This is a genomic window from Sulfolobus tengchongensis (assembly GCF_036967215.1).
In the GTDB taxonomy this organism is placed as follows: domain Archaea; phylum Thermoproteota; class Thermoprotei_A; order Sulfolobales; family Sulfolobaceae; genus Saccharolobus; species Saccharolobus tengchongensis_A.
The window spans coordinates 1,524,097-1,542,442 of the sequence record NZ_CP146016.1 but is presented as its reverse complement, the minus strand read 5'-3'; the positions used below and the strand labels follow the sequence as shown (position 1 = coordinate 1,542,442).

The window sequence follows — 18,346 nt, the reverse complement described above, 5'->3', positions numbered from 1 at the left end:
TATAGTCTATTTCTGATAAGAAAATTTGCTGGTTCATTGAGGTCTTGTTAGAATTTAATATGAAAGTTTTAAGTACTTCTGGGGCAGAATATATATTCTGGGGCAGAAGTTGTTACTTGACGAAAGGCCGAAAATGGATAAGAAGGACTTATTTGATAGGGAAAGGGAGCTAGAGGACTTACTTAACAATCTTCATAGACCTTATAATTATCCTTACTGGAGTTAGAAGAATTGGAAAAACGTCACTTCTTTTAGTTGCACTTCACGAGAGTAAGATACCTTATATAATCTTAGACGCTAGAAAGTTAAGGGAGAATTACGCTCTAAAGGACCTTTATTCTCTACTTTCTGAAGCCCTTTCATCTTCTCTTGACAAATTAAAGGATGTTCTGAGAAAAATTAGGGGTATTAGTATAATGGGAAATTACGTGGAGATCTCATGGAGGGGAAGAAGTTACGTTTCCCTAGCTGACTTATTTGATCATTTGAATGAGAAGAGAATAATAATAGCAATAGATGAGGCTCAAAGACTCAGAGGACCCTTATCAAAAGAAATAAAGAATGCAATAGCTCACGCTTACGATTACGATAGAAATTTAACGTTTATTTTAACTGGCTCAGAAATCGGCCTTCTTCATGATTTCCTAGATGTAGAAGATAATTCTTCACCACTTTACTCCAGATATTGCTATGAAATTAAACTGGAGAGATTTAAAGAAAGTTTAAGTAAAGAGTTTCTTAAAAGGGGATTTGAGGAATTTAAACTTAAGGTTGATGACGCAGTTGTTAGTGAAATTGTGAAAACCTTCGATGGCATACCAGGTTGGCTAACTTTAGCGGGAAATTACTATTTAGCGAGAAGGAGTGTCGAACAGGTTAAGGAGATGAGCATAAGATTAGCAGTTAATGAGATTGAAAATTTGATAGAAAGTAAGAGAAAAATATCCGAAATAACTTCTAGAAGATATAGGGAAGCTTTAAAGTGTATCAGTGAGGGAGCAAATAGTTGGAGCAAACTTCATGAATGTGTAAGTGAAAAAGAAGGTACTACAATCTCTTATAGTGTATTAGACAACATTCTTCGTCAATTAGAGAATATGAGTATAATATCAAGCTATGAATTCTTAGATCCCGTTTATAAGGAGGCGTAAAAAGGCTTTAGATTGATGATATTTAATTCAATTATTACTGTTATAACGGATTATTTCAAACTGGATTATTATTATTTAGTTCTCACATATAATTTAATGTTAGCTTGAAATTTTATAATCAACAAGATCTCAGTATCTTAGTGTGTATACATGTCGAATAACTAATTGAATTGAAGAATTCTACCTGGTACTGTTGGTTGCTTTGCAGATTTTTATTTCCTCTACATTAATAGCCCCCTCACCTAAATTCAGTAATTGGGTTAAAATCCACATTTCTATCATGTTAGGATCAAAACTCCTTAAGTTATCTTTAGTTTTGAACAGAATTATAATATCATCTATTCTATAAATAAGCTTTTCATTAGAAAAATAGATTTCTCCATATTTAGTAACTTCTTTCTCACCCTCTATCTCAATCTTATCTGTTAAATATCTTGAAAAAAGTTTAGAATAATTATCTATTGAACCGTATATCTTGTTTACTACGCATCTGTAGAATCTATCTCTATTATTAAGTTTGAGAAGAATATGTTCAATTATGTCCTTCGATGTTTCTAGCTTATTCATATTTTCTCCCTCTCATTAGTGGTATTAAATTTTTTACATGAGAGATGTGATCACGAATCGATGACGGAAATCCCTCGTCATTTGATGGTAGGAGAGGAAGTCAGAGAAGTAGGGGTGTGAAGACATCGCTCTTTTTAGACATAAATTAATGTACCAGTAAAAGCTTAAATTAATAATATGATATAATGATTTCTCTTTAGCGTGGTATACCAAATATGGATGAGAAGTTTATGCGCTGTTGATTTAGACCTATGTATAAATCCTCTAGTGAAGTGAAATTGCTCCACCCTTATTGGTCTCTTAATCAATTAATATAAAGAAAAATCATTAATAATATTGTATAAATCGTCCTTTATCTTATTTATTAAATACACAGCTTTTCACCGATGATTCGGGTAACCCTAAAGCTTATATATTAGGTTAACCCTAATAGTCTTATGTCTCATCAAGAAGAGGTTCCAAGGCTCAAGAAAGGTGTAGTTGATACAATTGGTGCATTAGCTGAGGAAATAGCAGCTATGGCTCCAGCTTGTGATACGGTAGCTTTCATAACAGCAGCTATGGCATATGCATTAGCTCTAACTCCACTTGCCTTTCTACTAGCTACATTAGCTATGTATTTGGAAGTTAACACTCTATATCACTTAGCGAAACGACATTCCAGCGCAGGTGGTTATTATGGTTATGTTGCTAATGCTTTAGGTCCAGTTCCGGCTACAGTAGTAGGTTTCCTATACGTATTATATCAAGTAACTAGTACTTCAGCTATCCCCACTTATGTAGGTGGTGCTATACTGCCCGCTTTTCTAGACTACTATTTCCATATAATTTTACCAGCATGGATCTGGATACCATTGATACTGTTATTTGTTTGGGTTCCAATTACATTAGCTATTCTTGGAATAAGACCTCAAATAACTACTTTAAAATTCGCGTCGTTATTTGAAGTTTCATTTTTAGCTATTCTTGGAGCTATAGTAATAGCCAAATCCCCTGACAATACATTGACAGTTTTTAATCCATTTGCATGGGGTCAATATGCTAAATATTTTGCACCATATGGTGGTCCAAGCGGAGCATTAGGAGTAGCAATGGTTTTCTCAATAACTAGCTTTATAGGTTATGGCGGTTCAGCGCCATTAGGAGAAGAGGTTAAGCATCCTAAGCATATTTTAAGGGCTTTATTAACTGGTGTCTTCATAGTTGGTGCTGTTCTCACAGAGATGGCATATGCAATCACTGTAGGTTGGGGTACTAATAATTTATTATCACTAGTAAATAATCCTAATCCAGACGTTACTACAATGCCCGGAATAGTAGTGATGGGTCTTTATTTAGGTCTCTTTGGAGCGTTAGGACTTTTCCTAGTGGCAATGAATTCAGCATTTTCAGATGCTGTAGCTATGCAAAGTAACGCAGGAAGGGTCTACTTTGCTATGGCTAGAGATAAAATAATTCCAAAAACGTTTGCCAAAATACATCCTAAATACATAACCCCTTACATAGCTTTACTGTTCATAGGAATAGCATCCACAGTAGGAGCATTAGGCACAGCCTTTGCGATGTTCTATGTAAATGGACTATCTCCAATTCAAGCTTTGACCACCACTACGGCGAATGGAAACGTGTTAAACGCGCTGTCTGATACATTTGAGTTTCTAACGACAATAGCGTTATTTGGAATGGTTCTCACTCACTTCCTATTAAACACATCAGTTATAACGCTATATTCAAGACTTAAGGAGAAACATATTGGACTTAAAAACACATTATTGCATACTATACAACATTATGGATTTCCAGCAATAGCGACTGGAATATTAGGTTACGCTCTTTACGCCTCTATATGGCCTCCCGTATTCCCAGAAACTCCTGCTGCTATAGCTTCAATAGTCTATTTAGTAGCTTCAATAGGTTATGGGATATATCTGAAGTTATACAAACCAAACGAATTAACCAAAGCTGGAAAGAGCGTGAATTTATGGGCAGAACCCGGAGAAGAGTCCAATAGACAAAAATAATAACGTTATACCTACTAATAAAACAATATAAATAGCATTCTGAGGTTAACCATATACATTAATTTTTTGTTGTGTTAAGCTAGACAAAGATTTTTATTTATTTATTTGATATTCCATTATTTTTTCACTATATTATTATATATAGATATAAACTTTTTAATAGAAAAGAAGTTAAAGTAGATTAATATCTAATTAGATTTATCTTTACTTTGGATTATTTACTACATTATTATTCTAAGCAATTGCATGAAAAATTATCAGTTAACTTTGAAAGAATATAAAAAATTAATTAGCAAATTCAAGCTTCAGCCCTTGTACTTTTATCCGCATAATTTACGACACATTAATCTCCTAACCACACTTTTCATCTATAGCTTGAATGCTCATATCATCAGTGTAATCAATTATGCAGAAGAATTCCAATTGATCATTATTATCGTTAATAATTGAATGTTTAACTCCACCATCTATAAATATGTAATCTCCTTCTTTCAGTTCATAGCTATTATTCGCTACACATACTTTGCATTTTCCTTTGACTATGACCACTGTTTCTTGGTATTTGTGTAGATGCATAGGTATTATCCCATTTGGTTCTAAAGTGAATTTCCTTACAGCATAATGTGCACCTTTCTCTCTTGTTATAAGCCACTGGATATAGGCTCCTTTTGAACCCTTTACTTGTACTGGTTCTTTCTTAACTTCCGAAATGTTTGAAACATAATATTCCATAGAAATAAAAGGAATTTAGACTAATAAAAACTTAACTTTTTGATTGTATACCTAAAAATCGTATCGTAATTATATATATAATTGTCTATACAACATTATAGTCTAAACTTAGGAGCTTACTTAGATAATTCCTCTAGCTCTATCTGAGATGCTCTAGGTCCTAATACTGCAACATCTATCGTTACTATAATTGCCATTATAAACACAACTAAGTACATGGCAAATGGACCTCTTGAATATAATATTAGAGGCAAAACACTAAGCCATATGTAATTACCTAATCGACTCAGAGAATATTGTACACCATCAGCGAAGGCTCTCACTCTAGTTGGATACAATTCTGCTCCATACTGATGAAATGCGTTAGAGAAGATGTTAGCTAGAAACGCAAATGCAAAACCGGATATTATAACCTCTATAGGAGTTATTGAAAAACCGAAAGCTAATCCCACTAATCCCATAATTAGCATTATGATACTCACTTGCCATTTTCTATCGAATTTCTTACTATCAATAATAAATATTGAGGTTAAAGAACTTATGAAGTACCCAGTATATATTAACATAGAGTACTGTAAGGTATGCACTAAAGTAAAGCCTTTAGCAGCTAGGACTGATGGTGCAAGTGAGGCAAAACCGTAATAAACTCCAGCTTGTAGAAACTCAAATATCCATAGCATTATAGTTCTTCTTCTATATAACGGTGAGAATAATTCACTAATTTTAACTTTTTGAGATGTAATAACTTCTACTTGTAAAGGTTCTCCTAAAGTTCCCTTCTCCGTTAAGGCAATTTTCTCAATTTTACTCACTATCTTATCGGCTTCATCAACTCTTCCTTTACTTTCTAACCATCTGGGAGATTCTGGAATTAGAAACCTAAAAGGCAGTATTGTAGCTATTCCTAAACCACCTATTATAAAGAGCCATTGCCATCCATGAAGTACGTAAGTATGGGGTACTAAGAAGTATGCTAAAATAGCTACAACTATTGGCGCTGTCCAAGAGGCAGTATATCCTATTGCTAGCGCTCTTCCTCTAATTTTTGATGGGAAGAACTCAGTTACCATGACGTCCAATACTATTAAAGCTTCTGGGCCTACTCCTAAACCAGTTATAAACCTCAATAGTCCCAAAACATAGATATTTGGGGAAAATGGGGTAAGCAATAGTCCAACTGACGCTATAGCCATGTTTATTATCAGAGCAGTTCTTCTACCTAGAGAATCCCCTATGTAAGTGAACAATATGGCCCCTACAAATGCGCCTAGAAAGAATACGGCCACGTTATAGTATATTGCTGTCGCCGATGAAACCTTATAGAAAGTTGATATGGGCTGTACAACAAACCCCCCTAAAAACAGATCATAAAGTTCAAAAAACTCGCCAATGCTCAATAATGCTAACAATTTGGTGTGGAATGACGTCCAAGGTAGTCTTTCTAATCTACCCGCAATATTCATATTTTATAAATTGAATAAAGTTAAATATAAATTTTGCTGATAACATTACATTAAAATAATTCTTCTTTTTAATAATACGTTTTATTTATTTAGTTCAAATCTTGTTCATAAAGTTTAATTATTAAGATATCTATTTCAGAAATCTACAAAAATCTTCTTCAGAATTAGTTTCACGAAATTTTCTTCAAACAGCTGGAAACGCCAGCCAAAATTATTATGAGTCTCTATATAGTATTATATACAATTACACATGGTAAAGCTAGTAATGTTTTGCTATCATTATGATAACTATTATTATTATTTTCTATGTATTTTCTACAATTTATTGCTATTGTCTGCCATTAGTTTATCTGCCATATTATCGTTTTCAACTATTACTTTCTTGTAGGCATATGTTATTCCAAGTTCTTTTAAAGTATCATCAATTATTTTCGGCATATTAGAATATAAATCAAACCACAAGGATTGAGGTGCCCAAGCTCTAGCCTCCAACGTTATCCCATTTTCAGTAAATCCTAAGACAAAAACTACAGACTGTGGTTCTACTAGAACGTATGGCTGTTGGTCAAGCTTAACTTTAATTGCATTTATTACTTTCTGTACATCAATCTCTTGAAATACTGTGAATTGGACCCTGACTAGTCTAGCTCTCGAATTGCTGTAATTAATTAACAATGACGTAAATAATATACTGTTTGGCACTCTAACATAATATCCTTCCCATGAGTAGAGTTTTGTAGAAAGAAGGCCTATATCCACTACTACTCCTATAGTATTTTGGTAGTTTATGAAATCTCCGATTTTAAACGGTCTCTCAGTTATTATTAGAATACCGGCAAAGAAGTTGGATAGAGTGCTTTGAAGCGCTAAACCTAAAATTATACCTACAACACCGCCTGCAACTAAAATACTTGTTATGTTTATACCGGATATACCGATTGCGACTCCTACTCCTATCGCAATTATTATGTAGTAGACTCCATTAGTCAAATTGCGTATTACATGAACTGGGAGTTCTCCGTGAAGTCTTCTCCTAATAATAGTTGATAAGAATTTAGCTATAATCACAGAAATAACTATAATAATTATAGCTTCCAAATAAATAAGTGGGAATTCCAATTTCACGTACCCTCTTCCATTTCGACATACTTACCTATTACATCTAATGGTGTATGAGGCATCAACCTAGCTCCATTTATGGTAGGTCTGTTTGTAGACTTAACTAAAGCCAAACCCTTTTTTAATCTTTCAACACGCAATGTTTCTCCAACTATCTTGTTGTTATATTCAAAGAGTGAAAAGTACCTTACGTCAAATATTATAAGCCTAATGTCTCCAATTGTGGCATCTTCATTTTTGACCTCAACTTTCGTCAGAGCTAAGTTATTTTCTAGATCTCTCGGCTCTTCATATACTTTTGATACCCAATATCTGTAAATTAAACCATTTTGAATAGATCCATAAAGTGAGTATTTTTTCGGAAACCTTTCCTCCACAAACATCTGTCTGTACCTTTTTCCATCGGTTACAAATATCCCTAAATCCAATGGAATTTCTACATAGAAGGAGATTTCCGATTCTGGTTTGATCACTAGTTGAGTTTCCATTACTACACCAAAGAAATTTGTCACTGACGTGTTGATACTAACAACAGGTAATTTAATAATTGACATGCCATCAGGGACAAGTATCTTCTTGCCATTTTCTTCGTAAGTATACACATATAGTAATGCTCTTTTGATCTTAATAAGCTAACGCTAGACTGTTTTTACATACTCCTATTAACCTCTACATCTAACTTAAGGTTATACGATACTATGAAACTCATTTTCAAAATAATTTGGCTATAAATCGAGAAACTTAGGCATAACGCATTAATCCAATAACTTTTATGAACCTCGTATTGCTCGTCTTCCGCTAATCTAAGAGTAAGGTGCCTTATCGTACGAGGTTTTTTACTTTTATTCTTAGAGCGATGACGAAGTAGCCTGATAGAAAGCGTTTATTTTTAAGCTCCTAAGAGGTTATTTTTTCTGAAAAATAAATATAGAAAATTAAATAAAATCCTATCATAGAGAAAGAATAAATAAAATCCTCTATAGGTATACTTATAACCCTTATGCCTAATATGCTTCTAGGCCCATATATTACGACTGGTAAATATGTTAAGAAAAAGTCAAATATAAAGAAAGGAATATATGTAAGCCCCATAAATTCCCAAAAATATTTTGATGCAAAAATATGTGGATTTTGAAATGAGGAAAGTAATAGAAACGACGATAAATAGATTAGATCAATAGCTGTATAGGAATGAGATGGCAGGATAATAAATCCCACTGTTAATAAAAATAATGATGACAATATTAACTCGGTCTTAATAATTCTATCATTCTCGCTATGTTTTATAAAAATATTCTTGGCTATCCTATCTCTCATAAAGTCATATATCGTAAGTGTAGCAAATGGAGTAACTAAAAAGAATATTATTTCTTCTATAGGCAGATCTATTACGTATATTCCCATAACATACTGAGGGTTAAAACTCCACGAGTCCTTCCATGTCGCTATGAAGTCCCATAACAAGTAAAATGGATCAACCAATAAAATAGATTTAAGTAAAGCTAAATAATTTCTTTTCCCCCTCAAGAAAACTAAGGAGATTAAGAGTGTGGGAAAGAATATAAGCGAATCTATTTCTAAATAGGCAAACCTAGGAAGAAAGAAAGTAATCTCCATAAATATACGCCAATACCGTTTTTAACGCCAACTAAAAGGACCTTTTCTCTTCTAGGTCTCACTTTTAAATGCTGAACTATACACGGATTTCGCCATATAACCGATGCAGTCCACTTATACATGTCTGATGCTGTTTTTATCGGTATTAGGAATCTAGGAGGTATGTACTTAAATCCCTTTTCCGCGTTGGACTGAAATTCGAAGTACCTCTTTATCTGAAACCTAATATACTCTTTAAATCCTTGGTTACATTCCTCTAACGTTTTAATACCGAATTTCTCCATTTCAGAAATTGGTAGATACTGCCTCCCAAGTTGAAGATCTTCTTTGACATCTCTAATAAAATTTAGGTACTGCATACTTCTACCTAAGAGCATAGCGTACTTTGAAGATTCCTCTGGTAAATCAAGTATTTTCAGCATAAATAGTCCTACAACTTCTGCTGAGCCGTACATGTATTTAAGAGTTTCATCTATAGTATAGTAATAATGCTTGTAAATGTCGCTTTCCATCGAATCTAAAAAGGACTCAACCCACTCCTCTCTAAACGATTTTCTCTCCTGAAGTTCTACAAAATTGCTTAAGACGAGATTTCCCGTTTTAATGCCGTCTCTTTCCTTCTCATACATCCTTCTTAGCTTATAAAACTCATCCACTTTAGGTGGAATAGAATCAACTAGATCATCGAAAACTCTTACGAAGGCATAGAGTTTTGTGACATCTTCTCTAATCTTACGCGGAAATAATAAAGAGCTGTTGTAATACGTTACGCTTCCTTTTCTAAAGATCTTAAGTAGGTACTCATTTATCACATTTTTTCCCATTTTTTGCAGGATGGGGGATGATAAATAATGTCGTTAACTTACATTTAATATAACTTTAAATATATGTATTTAGGAGAAGCGTCTAAAGTCCTTTTAATTAACTGTTTAAAATTTTCTTTCATATATTTATAATCAGACTGTAATTGCTCTACATATGCTACAAGTTTTATTGAACATAGGCGTGTTTACCTTCTTCTTCATATTAATGGAGTTTATCGCCAGGTTAACTCATAAATATATAATGCACGGATTACTTTGGAAAATACACGAGGATCATCATAGAGATAAGCAGAGTGAAATAGAGAAAAATGACTTTTTTGGTTTAGTTTTTGCAATCGTTGCGTTATTTTTATTACTAAAAGGACTTATAAGCAATAATCCCTTACTCTTCTATGCGGGTCTAGGTATAACTGGGTATGGGATATCATATTTCATTATTCACGATATGATTATTCATGATAGGCATATTCATCTCAGATCATGGGGACTAAAACATGAACCTTTTAGATTGTTGATACTAACCCACGATATACATCACGCTAATGGTGAGGGAAATTGGGGATTTCTTTTTGTAATTAGAGGTATTGACAAGCTTCCATTAGAATATGAACATATTGAGGCGAAACGTTAATGAGAGCTATAATAATGGGGGCAGGAATAGGTGGGCTATCATTAGCTTTACTATTGGCTAAAAAAGGATTTGAGGTTTTAGTTTTAGAGAAACTCAACCAGCCAGGTGGGAGAGCGAGATGGTTTAAGGTGGGGGAGTTTAGCTTTGATATGGGTCCTTCCTGGTATTTAATGCCTGAAATTTTCAACTCGTTCTTTCATGAAGCAGGAGAATCTTCTTATCCCATAACTGAGGTTGAACCAAAAGTGAAGATTATAAAGGGAAAGCCTTTAGAAAGAGAACATGAGTCAATAACGTTCGTTTCCGATCTCAGTAATGAGGATGGACCACTAGAGCAATATTTACTAGATACTGGATACCTTTATAAAGTTGCCTTAAATAGATTTCTTTATAAAGAACTTACTTTAATTGATTTCTTAGATAGAGAATTAATATTGGCTCTGAAAAAATTTCCCATTTTATACACATTAGACCAATTTAATAGGATGTATTTTAAAACTGATATAATGTTAAAATCTATGGGATTTTCATCAGTATTTCTAGGAGGATCTCCTTATAATATACCCGCTTTCTATTCAATAGTAAATTATGCAATATTTGGGAAAGGAGTCTATTATCCTAAAGGTGGATTTGCGGGATACGTGACCAATTTATTTGAGCTATGTAGAAAGACTGGAGTTGAGTTTAAGTTTGGATTTAATATTAGTAAAATAAAGATAAACGGGAATAAAGTCAATTGTGTAGGAAATGATGAAAGATGCGTAGAAGGAGATATATTTATTTCTAATATGGATTATCATTACACGGAGTCAGTTCTTCCCTATGATTTCAGAAACGTTAATTATTGGAGTAATAAGAAAGTTTCGCCCTCAGCGATCTTAGCATATATTGGAGCAGAAGGTAGTATTAATGTTCCTCATCACACTGTGGTAATAAACGGGGAGTGGAGAAGCCACTTCGACTCAATAGATAATGGGATGTTACCAGACCTCAATAACATGTCCTATTACGTAAGCTATAGAAAAGCGACAGATGATACTTTAGAAGGAAAAGACTTAGTATTTCTAATTCCAATTTCACCCAATGAAAATATTACTCATAATCAAGCTATAAATTATGTAAACTTCGTAATAAAAGATTTTAAGGAAAAAACTAACTCCAATTTCGAAATAAAATATTTAAGAGTTTACACCCCTGCTGACTTTAAAACTGATTATAATGCCTATAGGGGTACTGCATTTGGATTGGCTCACACACTAACTCAGACGGGGCCTTTTAGGCCACCCATGCAGAATAAAAAGTTGAAAAATTTGTATTATGTAGGTCAATATACACAACCCGGTATAGGTGTTCCCATGGTTACTCTCTCGTCTATGATACTTTATAGAAAAATTGTGGAAGAGTGAGAATTAGTTAAGAGATTTATTTTCATGATTGGTAAAAAGGTGTTTCAATGTCACCGGAAGAAATAGAAAAATTATTCGGAGGTGATATTAATGATCTATATAAGTTATACTCTATTTCAAATAGAGATGATATTCTTAATTGGATGCTAAAAAGACCATCAGCTGATATTACATTTAAGGAAGTTGAAGGAGATAAAGAAATTATTGCAGTAATCCCCACTGCTGATGCGTCTGGGAAGCTAGCATCTACAGTAAAAGCCCTATATAAAGAGATACACATTATATATGTAGAGAGTAAAGGACCGTTTTTTAATTATGCACGGAGTGTAAATGCTGGAGTAAAATACGCGATGCAGTACAGTCCACGATGGGTAATAGTTTCAAATGATGATTTGATATGGATGGAAAGTGTTAATAAATTAAGGAATGAGTTAAGCACAGTCTCTAAGAATGTTGACTTAGTTATGGCGAGCAAATCCGACTATCATACTTATAACGTATTAATTGTAGAGCCCAATACCTGGTTCATAGAAGGCATGAGAAGATTCGGAAACATTGTAAAACTTCCTCCAGCCAAAGTTTACGGTGAACTTCTAAAGCATAGGGTTAGACTAGGTATAAAGTACATTACAGTTATCGAAAAAATGTTAGGGCCTATGGCAAGTTTAGCTGGAAAAGGAGTTAGAGTGCTAAATGCGGGTAGCTTTATGATCGTAAAGCCTAGGGAAAACTTAATGGACCCAAATTTCATAAACTCTCATGAGGATGTAGTTCTTTCTATGACGTCTAGATACGAGATAATAAATTTCAAACTAAGGGAGAAAAAGGGAGCCAGTTTAGGTTTTGATGAAGTTAGATTTGCTAGGATATTTGTAAATGAAATATATTTAAATTATCTTATAGAAAATAAAAAAGTTAAGATAAGATAAATCTCATTATTCTGACATAGATAATTTATTGTTAATTTTAAAGTTCTCCTATAAGATTTAGATTATGAGTTAGAATAGTTAAATTTAGAAGTGATATTCATAAATTTCTCAGTTTATAAAGAGATTCATCTAATAACTCTACATAGACTCTTCTTTGAGATCTAACTTTGTCTGAGAACTCATAAAGTAAACTAATAGAAGTAGTTTTATTCATATCAAAACTTATCCGCTAAAACAAGTAATCCAGAAAAACTTTATAACTCGTATTGTTATATTTGTTATATGACATATATAGCAGTTAAGATTGATCTCAACTCCAAGAAGCAAATCTACGAACAAATTGCTGATCAAATTATTGAGCTCATCGCCCTCGGTATGTTGAAGCCTGGAGATCCATTACCATCCATAAGAGAGTTAGCGTCGATGATAGGCGTTAATATGTTAACTGTTGAAAAAGCTTACAAATATCTTGAAAGTGAAGGTTTCGTCACGGTTTACAAGAAGAGGTTTATAGTTAAAACTGAAATCAAGGATGAGAAATGGAAGACATTGATGAAAGAAGCGGTATATAGAGCAATTGCTAGTGGGGTCAAAACGGAAGAGCTAATTTCGTTCATAAAAAGTCTAACTGAGGTGAGAACTTGATAATCATTAATGTTGTACTTTACGTAATTTTCGCATTCATCTTCTTAAACTATTGGCTTCTGCCTAAATTACAACCACCAGATTTGCTTATTGGAGCTAGGGTTACCGAGGACTTTAAAAAAGAGAAAGGCAAGGAAATAATAAAAGGGTATAGACTATCGCTCTTAGGAGTAACAGCTCTTTCTCTTATAGTCTCTTACTTTTTGGGTTTCTTCTCCGTCTTAATTTACAGTATTCTACTCATTATTATTGTCATTTATTGGAGGAAGGTCGTAATTAAGAGTAGAGGAACACTCCCAACGATAACAATTAGATATTTCATAGTAGATACTGAGAGAAAGATCAACAGAAGCGTTATAATTCCCCTTTCAGTAGCTTGGATAATCTTCGTTTCTACCATGATCTTCGGTTTAGTGTTTTACAGTTCCGCTCCACAGTTGATACCTTATCACGTTAGTGGAAACGGATATGTCTCATACGTTCTTAAGACTCCCCTAAATTACTATAGGGTAGAAATAGTTAACGCCATAGTTCTTACTCTTTTCACGTTGCTGGGAACATTAGTAGTGAGGACCAGTAATTTGGTAAATCCCTCATATCCTAAGGAAAGCTACGTTGCCTTTAAGAAGTTTAAAGAGGGTATAATGATCTTACTGGGAATTGTTAGTATTTTCGTATCTTTAACTTTCACTTCAGTTTCCCTCTTCGTATGGACCATAATAACTTCTTATCAATTTGAAATCATCATTACTACATTTCTTTCATTGATGTTTGTCCTCATATCGTCTTTAATAATAAGGATTGGTGTAGAGGGTGCTAGCTATTTAGGTGAAGTTAAGGTGAGTGAAGGTGTCTTAATGGACGATAAATACTGGAAGGGAGGAATAATATACGTTAACCCCAAAGATCCGAGAATATGGGTTCCTAAGAGAAACGGTGTAGGATATACCTTAAACTTCGGACATATCACATCGATACTAATTTTTCTTAGTATCATTTTCTTTGCTCTATTAATAGTTGTAATAGCGGTGAAATGATATTTAATACCACTTTATTTCCTAATATCCAATAATAGTGATGTGTTCTCCTTTGGCTTGATGGCTTATGAATTAAGAAAAGAGCCTCAATTTGGGTTTATACTACTTTCATTAAAAGGTTTGGCTCTCATTGAATCTCTTTGTATTCAACTCTCGATCCTTGAAGTTCATCGAAGTCATTACTACCCAATCATCCTTCTCCATCTCCTTTACGGGAAACCACTCAAGGCAAGGAAACTGAACATATTATCATCAACTTTATTTTAATCGGATAGAATAATTAATTATTAATTTAAGTAAATTATTGAATTGACACTATTTTATTAACAATAAGCTTATTTGGCTGTTAAGAAGTAAAATAGGAGTGGATCAAATAAATAAGATTGCACTTATAGGAGGTTTTAGATCATTAGGCGGATCTCTGATATGGCCTTTCATTGGATTTGCATTGTATAAAGTATATGGCTTCTCGTTAGATTTCGTATCAATATTTTACTTGATTCAAGCTTCAGTAAATATTATCGGATCCATAAGTGGTGGGATTATAACGGACTTTCTGGGAAGAAAGAACACCATGACTATTTCAATAATTTTATCCTCGTTAGCATTATTTCTAGCGTATTTAATTAACCTCCCTATTCCTATAGCAGGACTAATTCTACTACAGACGTATTTTAATAATGTTTATAACATTTCCTCCACTGCAATAGTAGGTGATATATATAAGGGGGCTAATAACTTAGTTAAAGCTTTTAGTAGACAAAGGGTCGGAATCAATGCAGGCTGGGCAGTAGGTCCATTAATTGGCGGTTATATATTTACCACATTTGGATTTAGACTATTACTACTCGTCTCTAGTGTTATAATTTTAGTTTCAATACCTTTGATTAAGCTTTTACCGGATTTTAAAGGTGAGGGAAGTATTCTTAGCTTTAATATAAATAGGGACTTTCTGATGTTCTTAATTCCTACCTTTTTAACGTTTATAATAGTAGGTCAATTAGGTTTTGGAATATTAACATATTATAATACAGTACTTCATTTTACTGAATTTCAAGTCGGAATATTATTCGCTATAAATGGAATTATGATAGTAGCGTTCCAAGATCTCATGGGTAGGTTTATAAACAAGAGAATTAAGCTAATTTCAATAGGAATGATAATATATGGTTTAGGTTACTTTAGTATAGCCTTAGTAACTAATTTTTACTTAGCCTCATTAGATATCGTTGTTATAACAATTGCGGAAATGATAGTAACTCCTCTTTCCCAAGCAATAGCGAATTCATTGGCTAGCCAAAGGTCTAGAGGAAGGCAGATGGGTCTATATAGCATGGTTACTGGAATAGGTAGGATAATTGGTTCTTCATTAATCAGCGAATTGATGAGCTATTACATTTACACGCCTACAATATTATGGGGTATAATATCGTCTTTCGGTTTCATCTCATCCGTCTTATACTATATATTCTTGAAGAAGATAAAGAACGTGATATGAGATTGACTCTTTGTAGAATTAGTGCTATTATTCCATTCATCAAACTCCTAAAAGTACGTTTTTACTTCAAGAAACAGAATATATCTAGGTTTCACTTTATATTGTATTTATTATTTTTTAATAATAAAATATCTAACCACTATCTCCATATTTTCCTCCTCAATTCCTTGTACTTAATTATTATGAATAGAGCAACTAACCCTATTACGTCATCAATTGGTATTCCATAATATACGGGGTAAAACCATGCCCAAGAATAGGGTATTCTCAAATCTAAAATCCAATATATCGCGTCTTCTGCTACTGAGCCGTATATCAAGTACCAGATTGTATCAATTGAAATAAGTTTACTTGAAGCCAAATATGAAGGAAAAGAGAAAATCAAAATATAAAGTATCCTATAAAAATAAAGTGAAACTGTCTGTGTGAAAACGCTTTTCATCCAAGCTGGTGCGTTCGACATGGAAGAAGGATCCCATCTCATTCCTAATTCGAGAATAGCATATATAATCGAAAACACCGTCATTATTATTATTCCTTTCTTGTTTATCATAACCTTAAAATCTCTCATGGTTTATTATATATTATGCTGGATACCATTAAGGAGATAGTTAAGAAATATGACCCAAATGCTAAAGTGGAAATTTATAGTGATAATAAAAATACAAGAATTCTCGTAAAAAGTAACAGATATTGTGATAAAGCCAGAATATGGATAGCTTTACATGAACTATTTAATAACGACAAGAATGTCACAATAGAGGTAGAATAATTACAACACATAAAAAGGCAATTACAATAGAGTAAAAGTAGTCGAAATTATAGTTAGTTAACGTTAATAGAATTTTTCTGTTATATTTTATTGATATTAGAAAAATAGATTCTCTCGATATAATAGCAGTCAGTATTATCAATACAAGGTTTAGTTTAGAAAATAGAGAAAGAGCCAAAAGGACTATCATGTTCATTTGGATTATTGAATTAACGAGTGACCACACAATAACGTTTATAATTCTTGGTCTCATATTGCCAGGGTAATGTAGAATTTTGCCCATTAAGATCTTTATTAGTATATGAGTAATCAGCAACGAAGCTATCAGTGTTCCAGTCAGTCCATTATAATTGACGTTAATAGTTAATACTGCTAATGTACCCACTAAATAGTACGTAAGAGCAGTTAGAATTGGTATCAGATAGGATTCCCTAATTTTATTGAAGGCATGAAAGTAGTATGAAAAAAGTAATCCCTTATAGGGATCTAGCCCTTCTATTAAGCCTATGCTAAGGGTAGCAATAAGAATCGGAAGAAGCATCTCCACCCCTTAATCTCACTTGATGTGACCTAGCTTCTCCAAAATCCACAAAGAACTCTTTATCCACATCTAATCCTCCTTCTGGATTAGCATTCAATTTAACCATCCATCCCTTTAATCCCTCTGGATAGAATTGATTATCCCACGTACTATATAGTGAGTTAGTTACATAGACTCGCTTACCATCTCTACTAATCTCTAACATTTGTGGAGCTCCAGTTAACTTACGTCCGGAAGGATGTTCAGCTCTATGTAATATTCCACCTAATTTAACTTTCCCAGTAAGGATAGGTTTAAAGGGATTACTTACATCGTATTGTCTAACCTCTCCTATTCCCCAGAGGCTTACGTACAAGAACTTATCATCTAGGCTCAGATCAATATCAGTAACTAATGGCGGGACGGCTTTGAATGGCTTTAGTATATCTGGTAAACCACCTTCAGTTGGTTCAGCGGGTATCTCGATAACCTTTTCTGCATTCCACTTTCCATCTTCATAAAACCATAACCAAATTGAACTACTTAAATCCTTCAAGCTGACTACCATGTTTATGAACCCCATTAACTTTGTAGGATCGTGAAGTGGCCTTAACTCTAATGCCATTCTATTCTCGTCACCAAGAACTACACTAGCAATTTTCTTCCTTTTTCTCAAATCCCAGAAATGTATTCTATTACCATATTTGTCCTTAAGATGTTCTAGTTTAAGTCCATTTTCAATAGTATTTGGAACTGCCCATTCGCTTGTTACCATTATTTCATTTGGTAAATTCCACCAAAAATCGTAAGCTAAATATTGATCTCCTCTATATATTTCCCATTTACCTAATGGTTCAAAACTGTAATGATCAAGCATTAAAATACCGCCAGGCCCCTCTCCAACCTCATTACCTAATGCGCTAATGTAGATCGCATCTGGACCACAATGTACTGTATGTAGTCTACTGTAACCTGAAATCTTCTTTACCTCTTCTGGTTCAATAATTTTGACTATATTAGGTTCTCTAGGGTTTAGTTTAGTATCAATTATGTAAATCCTTGAAGATCTGAGACCCGGTACTACTAAAAATCTTCTTTCCGCATTCGGTCTTCCATTAGGGCATAATGCTGAGCTACAAGCATTCCACCCAAAATGGTGGAGTTCATCGTTAGTATAAGGTAATTCCACCTTATGAACTATTTTAGAATACGTTTCTGAATTTGGATTAACGTCAATTACCGCAATAAAGTCGGCCCTATTTATTCCAGTTCCAGTATATAAACACGCTACATAAGCTAAATCCTCTGGGCTAGACTTCATTGCCATTTTAGGAGACGGATAGAACGTTGGGTCTCTCTTAAATGGGGCGAAAACTGATGGTAAAGCCATTTATAATTATGTTTGTAACCAAAC

The 18,346-nt window shown here is 33.6% G+C and carries 19 protein-coding genes; 9 read left to right on the top strand and 10 right to left on the bottom strand.

Annotation, left to right across the window (positions count from 1 at the left end; genetic code table 11):
- Nucleotides 1–188: 188 nt before the first annotated feature.
- A complete protein-coding gene (locus tag V6M85_RS07365; protein ID WP_338604677.1) occupies nt 189–1,151 on the top strand; it encodes an ATP-binding protein in 963 nt (320 codons plus the stop codon).
- A gap of 180 nt (nt 1,152–1,331) precedes the next feature.
- Here V6M85_RS07365 and V6M85_RS07360 read toward each other — a convergent pair whose 3' ends face one another.
- A complete protein-coding gene (locus V6M85_RS07360; RefSeq protein WP_338598404.1) occupies nt 1,332–1,718 on the bottom strand; it encodes a hypothetical protein in 387 nt (128 codons plus the stop codon).
- A 437-nt stretch (nt 1,719–2,155) separates the two neighbouring features.
- On the opposite strand from V6M85_RS07360, the gene V6M85_RS07355 reads away from it, so the two are divergent.
- Nucleotides 2,156–3,739 carry an APC family permease gene (locus V6M85_RS07355; RefSeq protein WP_338598403.1) on the top strand — a complete coding sequence of 528 codons (1,584 nt, stop codon included), beginning with the start codon at nt 2,156–2,158 and terminating at the stop codon, nt 3,737–3,739.
- A 351-nt stretch (nt 3,740–4,090) separates the two neighbouring features.
- On the opposite strand, the gene V6M85_RS07350 is transcribed toward V6M85_RS07355, so the two are convergent.
- The 6 genes from V6M85_RS07350 to V6M85_RS07325 all read right to left on the bottom strand — a co-directional run bounded on the left by V6M85_RS07350 (nt 4,091) and on the right by V6M85_RS07325 (nt 9,494).
- Entirely contained in the window at nt 4,091–4,471 is a 381-nt protein-coding gene (locus V6M85_RS07350) for a cupin domain-containing protein (protein WP_338598402.1), read from the bottom strand.
- Nucleotides 4,472–4,587: 116 nt separating this feature from the next.
- On the bottom strand, nt 4,588–5,934 hold the full coding sequence (locus tag V6M85_RS07345) for an MFS transporter (RefSeq protein ID WP_338598400.1): 1,347 nt from the start codon (nt 5,932–5,934) through the stop codon (nt 4,588–4,590).
- Nucleotides 5,935–6,249: 315 nt separating this feature from the next.
- Nucleotides 6,250–7,053, bottom strand: a complete 804-nt coding sequence (locus V6M85_RS07340; protein WP_338598399.1) for a mechanosensitive ion channel family protein — start codon at nt 7,051–7,053, stop codon at nt 6,250–6,252.
- 2 nt (nt 7,054–7,055) lie between these two features.
- Nucleotides 7,056–7,655: a DUF432 domain-containing protein gene (locus V6M85_RS07335; RefSeq protein ID WP_338598397.1), complete on the bottom strand. Its 600-nt coding sequence runs from the start codon at nt 7,653–7,655 to the stop codon at nt 7,056–7,058.
- A gap of 295 nt (nt 7,656–7,950) precedes the next feature.
- Nucleotides 7,951–8,670 carry a lycopene cyclase domain-containing protein gene (locus tag V6M85_RS07330; RefSeq protein ID WP_338598395.1) on the bottom strand — a complete coding sequence of 240 codons (720 nt, stop codon included), beginning with the start codon at nt 8,668–8,670 and terminating at the stop codon, nt 7,951–7,953.
- Complete coding sequence (locus V6M85_RS07325; protein WP_422398055.1) at nt 8,631–9,494, bottom strand: phytoene/squalene synthase family protein; 864 nt, start codon at nt 9,492–9,494, stop codon at nt 8,631–8,633. The genes V6M85_RS07330 and V6M85_RS07325 overlap by 40 nt, the downstream gene beginning before the upstream one ends.
- A gap of 154 nt (nt 9,495–9,648) precedes the next feature.
- Here V6M85_RS07325 and V6M85_RS07320 point away from each other — a divergent pair, with 154 nt between their 5' ends.
- From V6M85_RS07320 to V6M85_RS07295, 6 genes are all read left to right on the top strand, one after another.
- Nucleotides 9,649–10,125: a sterol desaturase family protein gene (locus V6M85_RS07320; protein ID WP_338598393.1), complete on the top strand. Its 477-nt coding sequence runs from the start codon at nt 9,649–9,651 to the stop codon at nt 10,123–10,125.
- A complete protein-coding gene (locus tag V6M85_RS07315; protein ID WP_338598392.1) occupies nt 10,125–11,531 on the top strand; it encodes an NAD(P)/FAD-dependent oxidoreductase in 1,407 nt (468 codons plus the stop codon). Before V6M85_RS07320 ends, V6M85_RS07315 begins: the two co-directional genes overlap by 1 nt.
- Before the next feature lie 47 nt (nt 11,532–11,578).
- Nucleotides 11,579–12,460 (top strand): hypothetical protein, encoded by an 882-nt coding sequence (locus V6M85_RS07310; protein ID WP_338598391.1) that lies wholly within the window; start codon nt 11,579–11,581, stop codon nt 12,458–12,460.
- Nucleotides 12,461–12,742: 282 nt separating this feature from the next.
- Entirely contained in the window at nt 12,743–13,105 is a 363-nt protein-coding gene (locus tag V6M85_RS07305; RefSeq protein ID WP_338598389.1) for a GntR family transcriptional regulator, read from the top strand.
- Nucleotides 13,102–14,142 carry a DUF5808 domain-containing protein gene (locus V6M85_RS07300; protein ID WP_338598387.1) on the top strand — a complete coding sequence of 347 codons (1,041 nt, stop codon included), beginning with the start codon at nt 13,102–13,104 and terminating at the stop codon, nt 14,140–14,142. The genes V6M85_RS07305 and V6M85_RS07300 overlap by 4 nt, the downstream gene beginning before the upstream one ends.
- 364 nt (nt 14,143–14,506) lie before the next feature.
- Nucleotides 14,507–15,640, top strand: a complete 1,134-nt coding sequence (locus V6M85_RS07295; protein WP_338598385.1) for an MFS transporter — start codon at nt 14,507–14,509, stop codon at nt 15,638–15,640.
- Nucleotides 15,641–15,779: 139 nt separating this feature from the next.
- Here V6M85_RS07295 and V6M85_RS07290 read toward each other — a convergent pair whose 3' ends face one another.
- Nucleotides 15,780–16,193, bottom strand: coding sequence for a hypothetical protein (locus tag V6M85_RS07290; protein ID WP_338598383.1), 414 nt, complete (start codon nt 16,191–16,193; stop codon nt 15,780–15,782).
- Nucleotides 16,194–16,226: 33 nt separating this feature from the next.
- Here V6M85_RS07290 and V6M85_RS07285 point away from each other — a divergent pair, with 33 nt between their 5' ends.
- A complete protein-coding gene (locus tag V6M85_RS07285) occupies nt 16,227–16,412 on the top strand; it encodes a hypothetical protein (protein ID WP_338598381.1) in 186 nt (61 codons plus the stop codon).
- Here the strand turns inward: V6M85_RS07285 and V6M85_RS07280 are convergent.
- Entirely contained in the window at nt 16,393–16,953 is a 561-nt protein-coding gene (locus V6M85_RS07280; protein WP_338598379.1) for a hypothetical protein, read from the bottom strand. The two genes, V6M85_RS07285 and V6M85_RS07280, sit on opposite strands and share 20 nt — an antisense overlap.
- A complete protein-coding gene (locus tag V6M85_RS07275; protein ID WP_338598378.1) occupies nt 16,922–18,322 on the bottom strand; it encodes a selenium-binding family protein in 1,401 nt (466 codons plus the stop codon). The genes V6M85_RS07280 and V6M85_RS07275 overlap by 32 nt, the downstream gene beginning before the upstream one ends.
- Nucleotides 18,323–18,346: the final 24 nt, after the last annotated feature.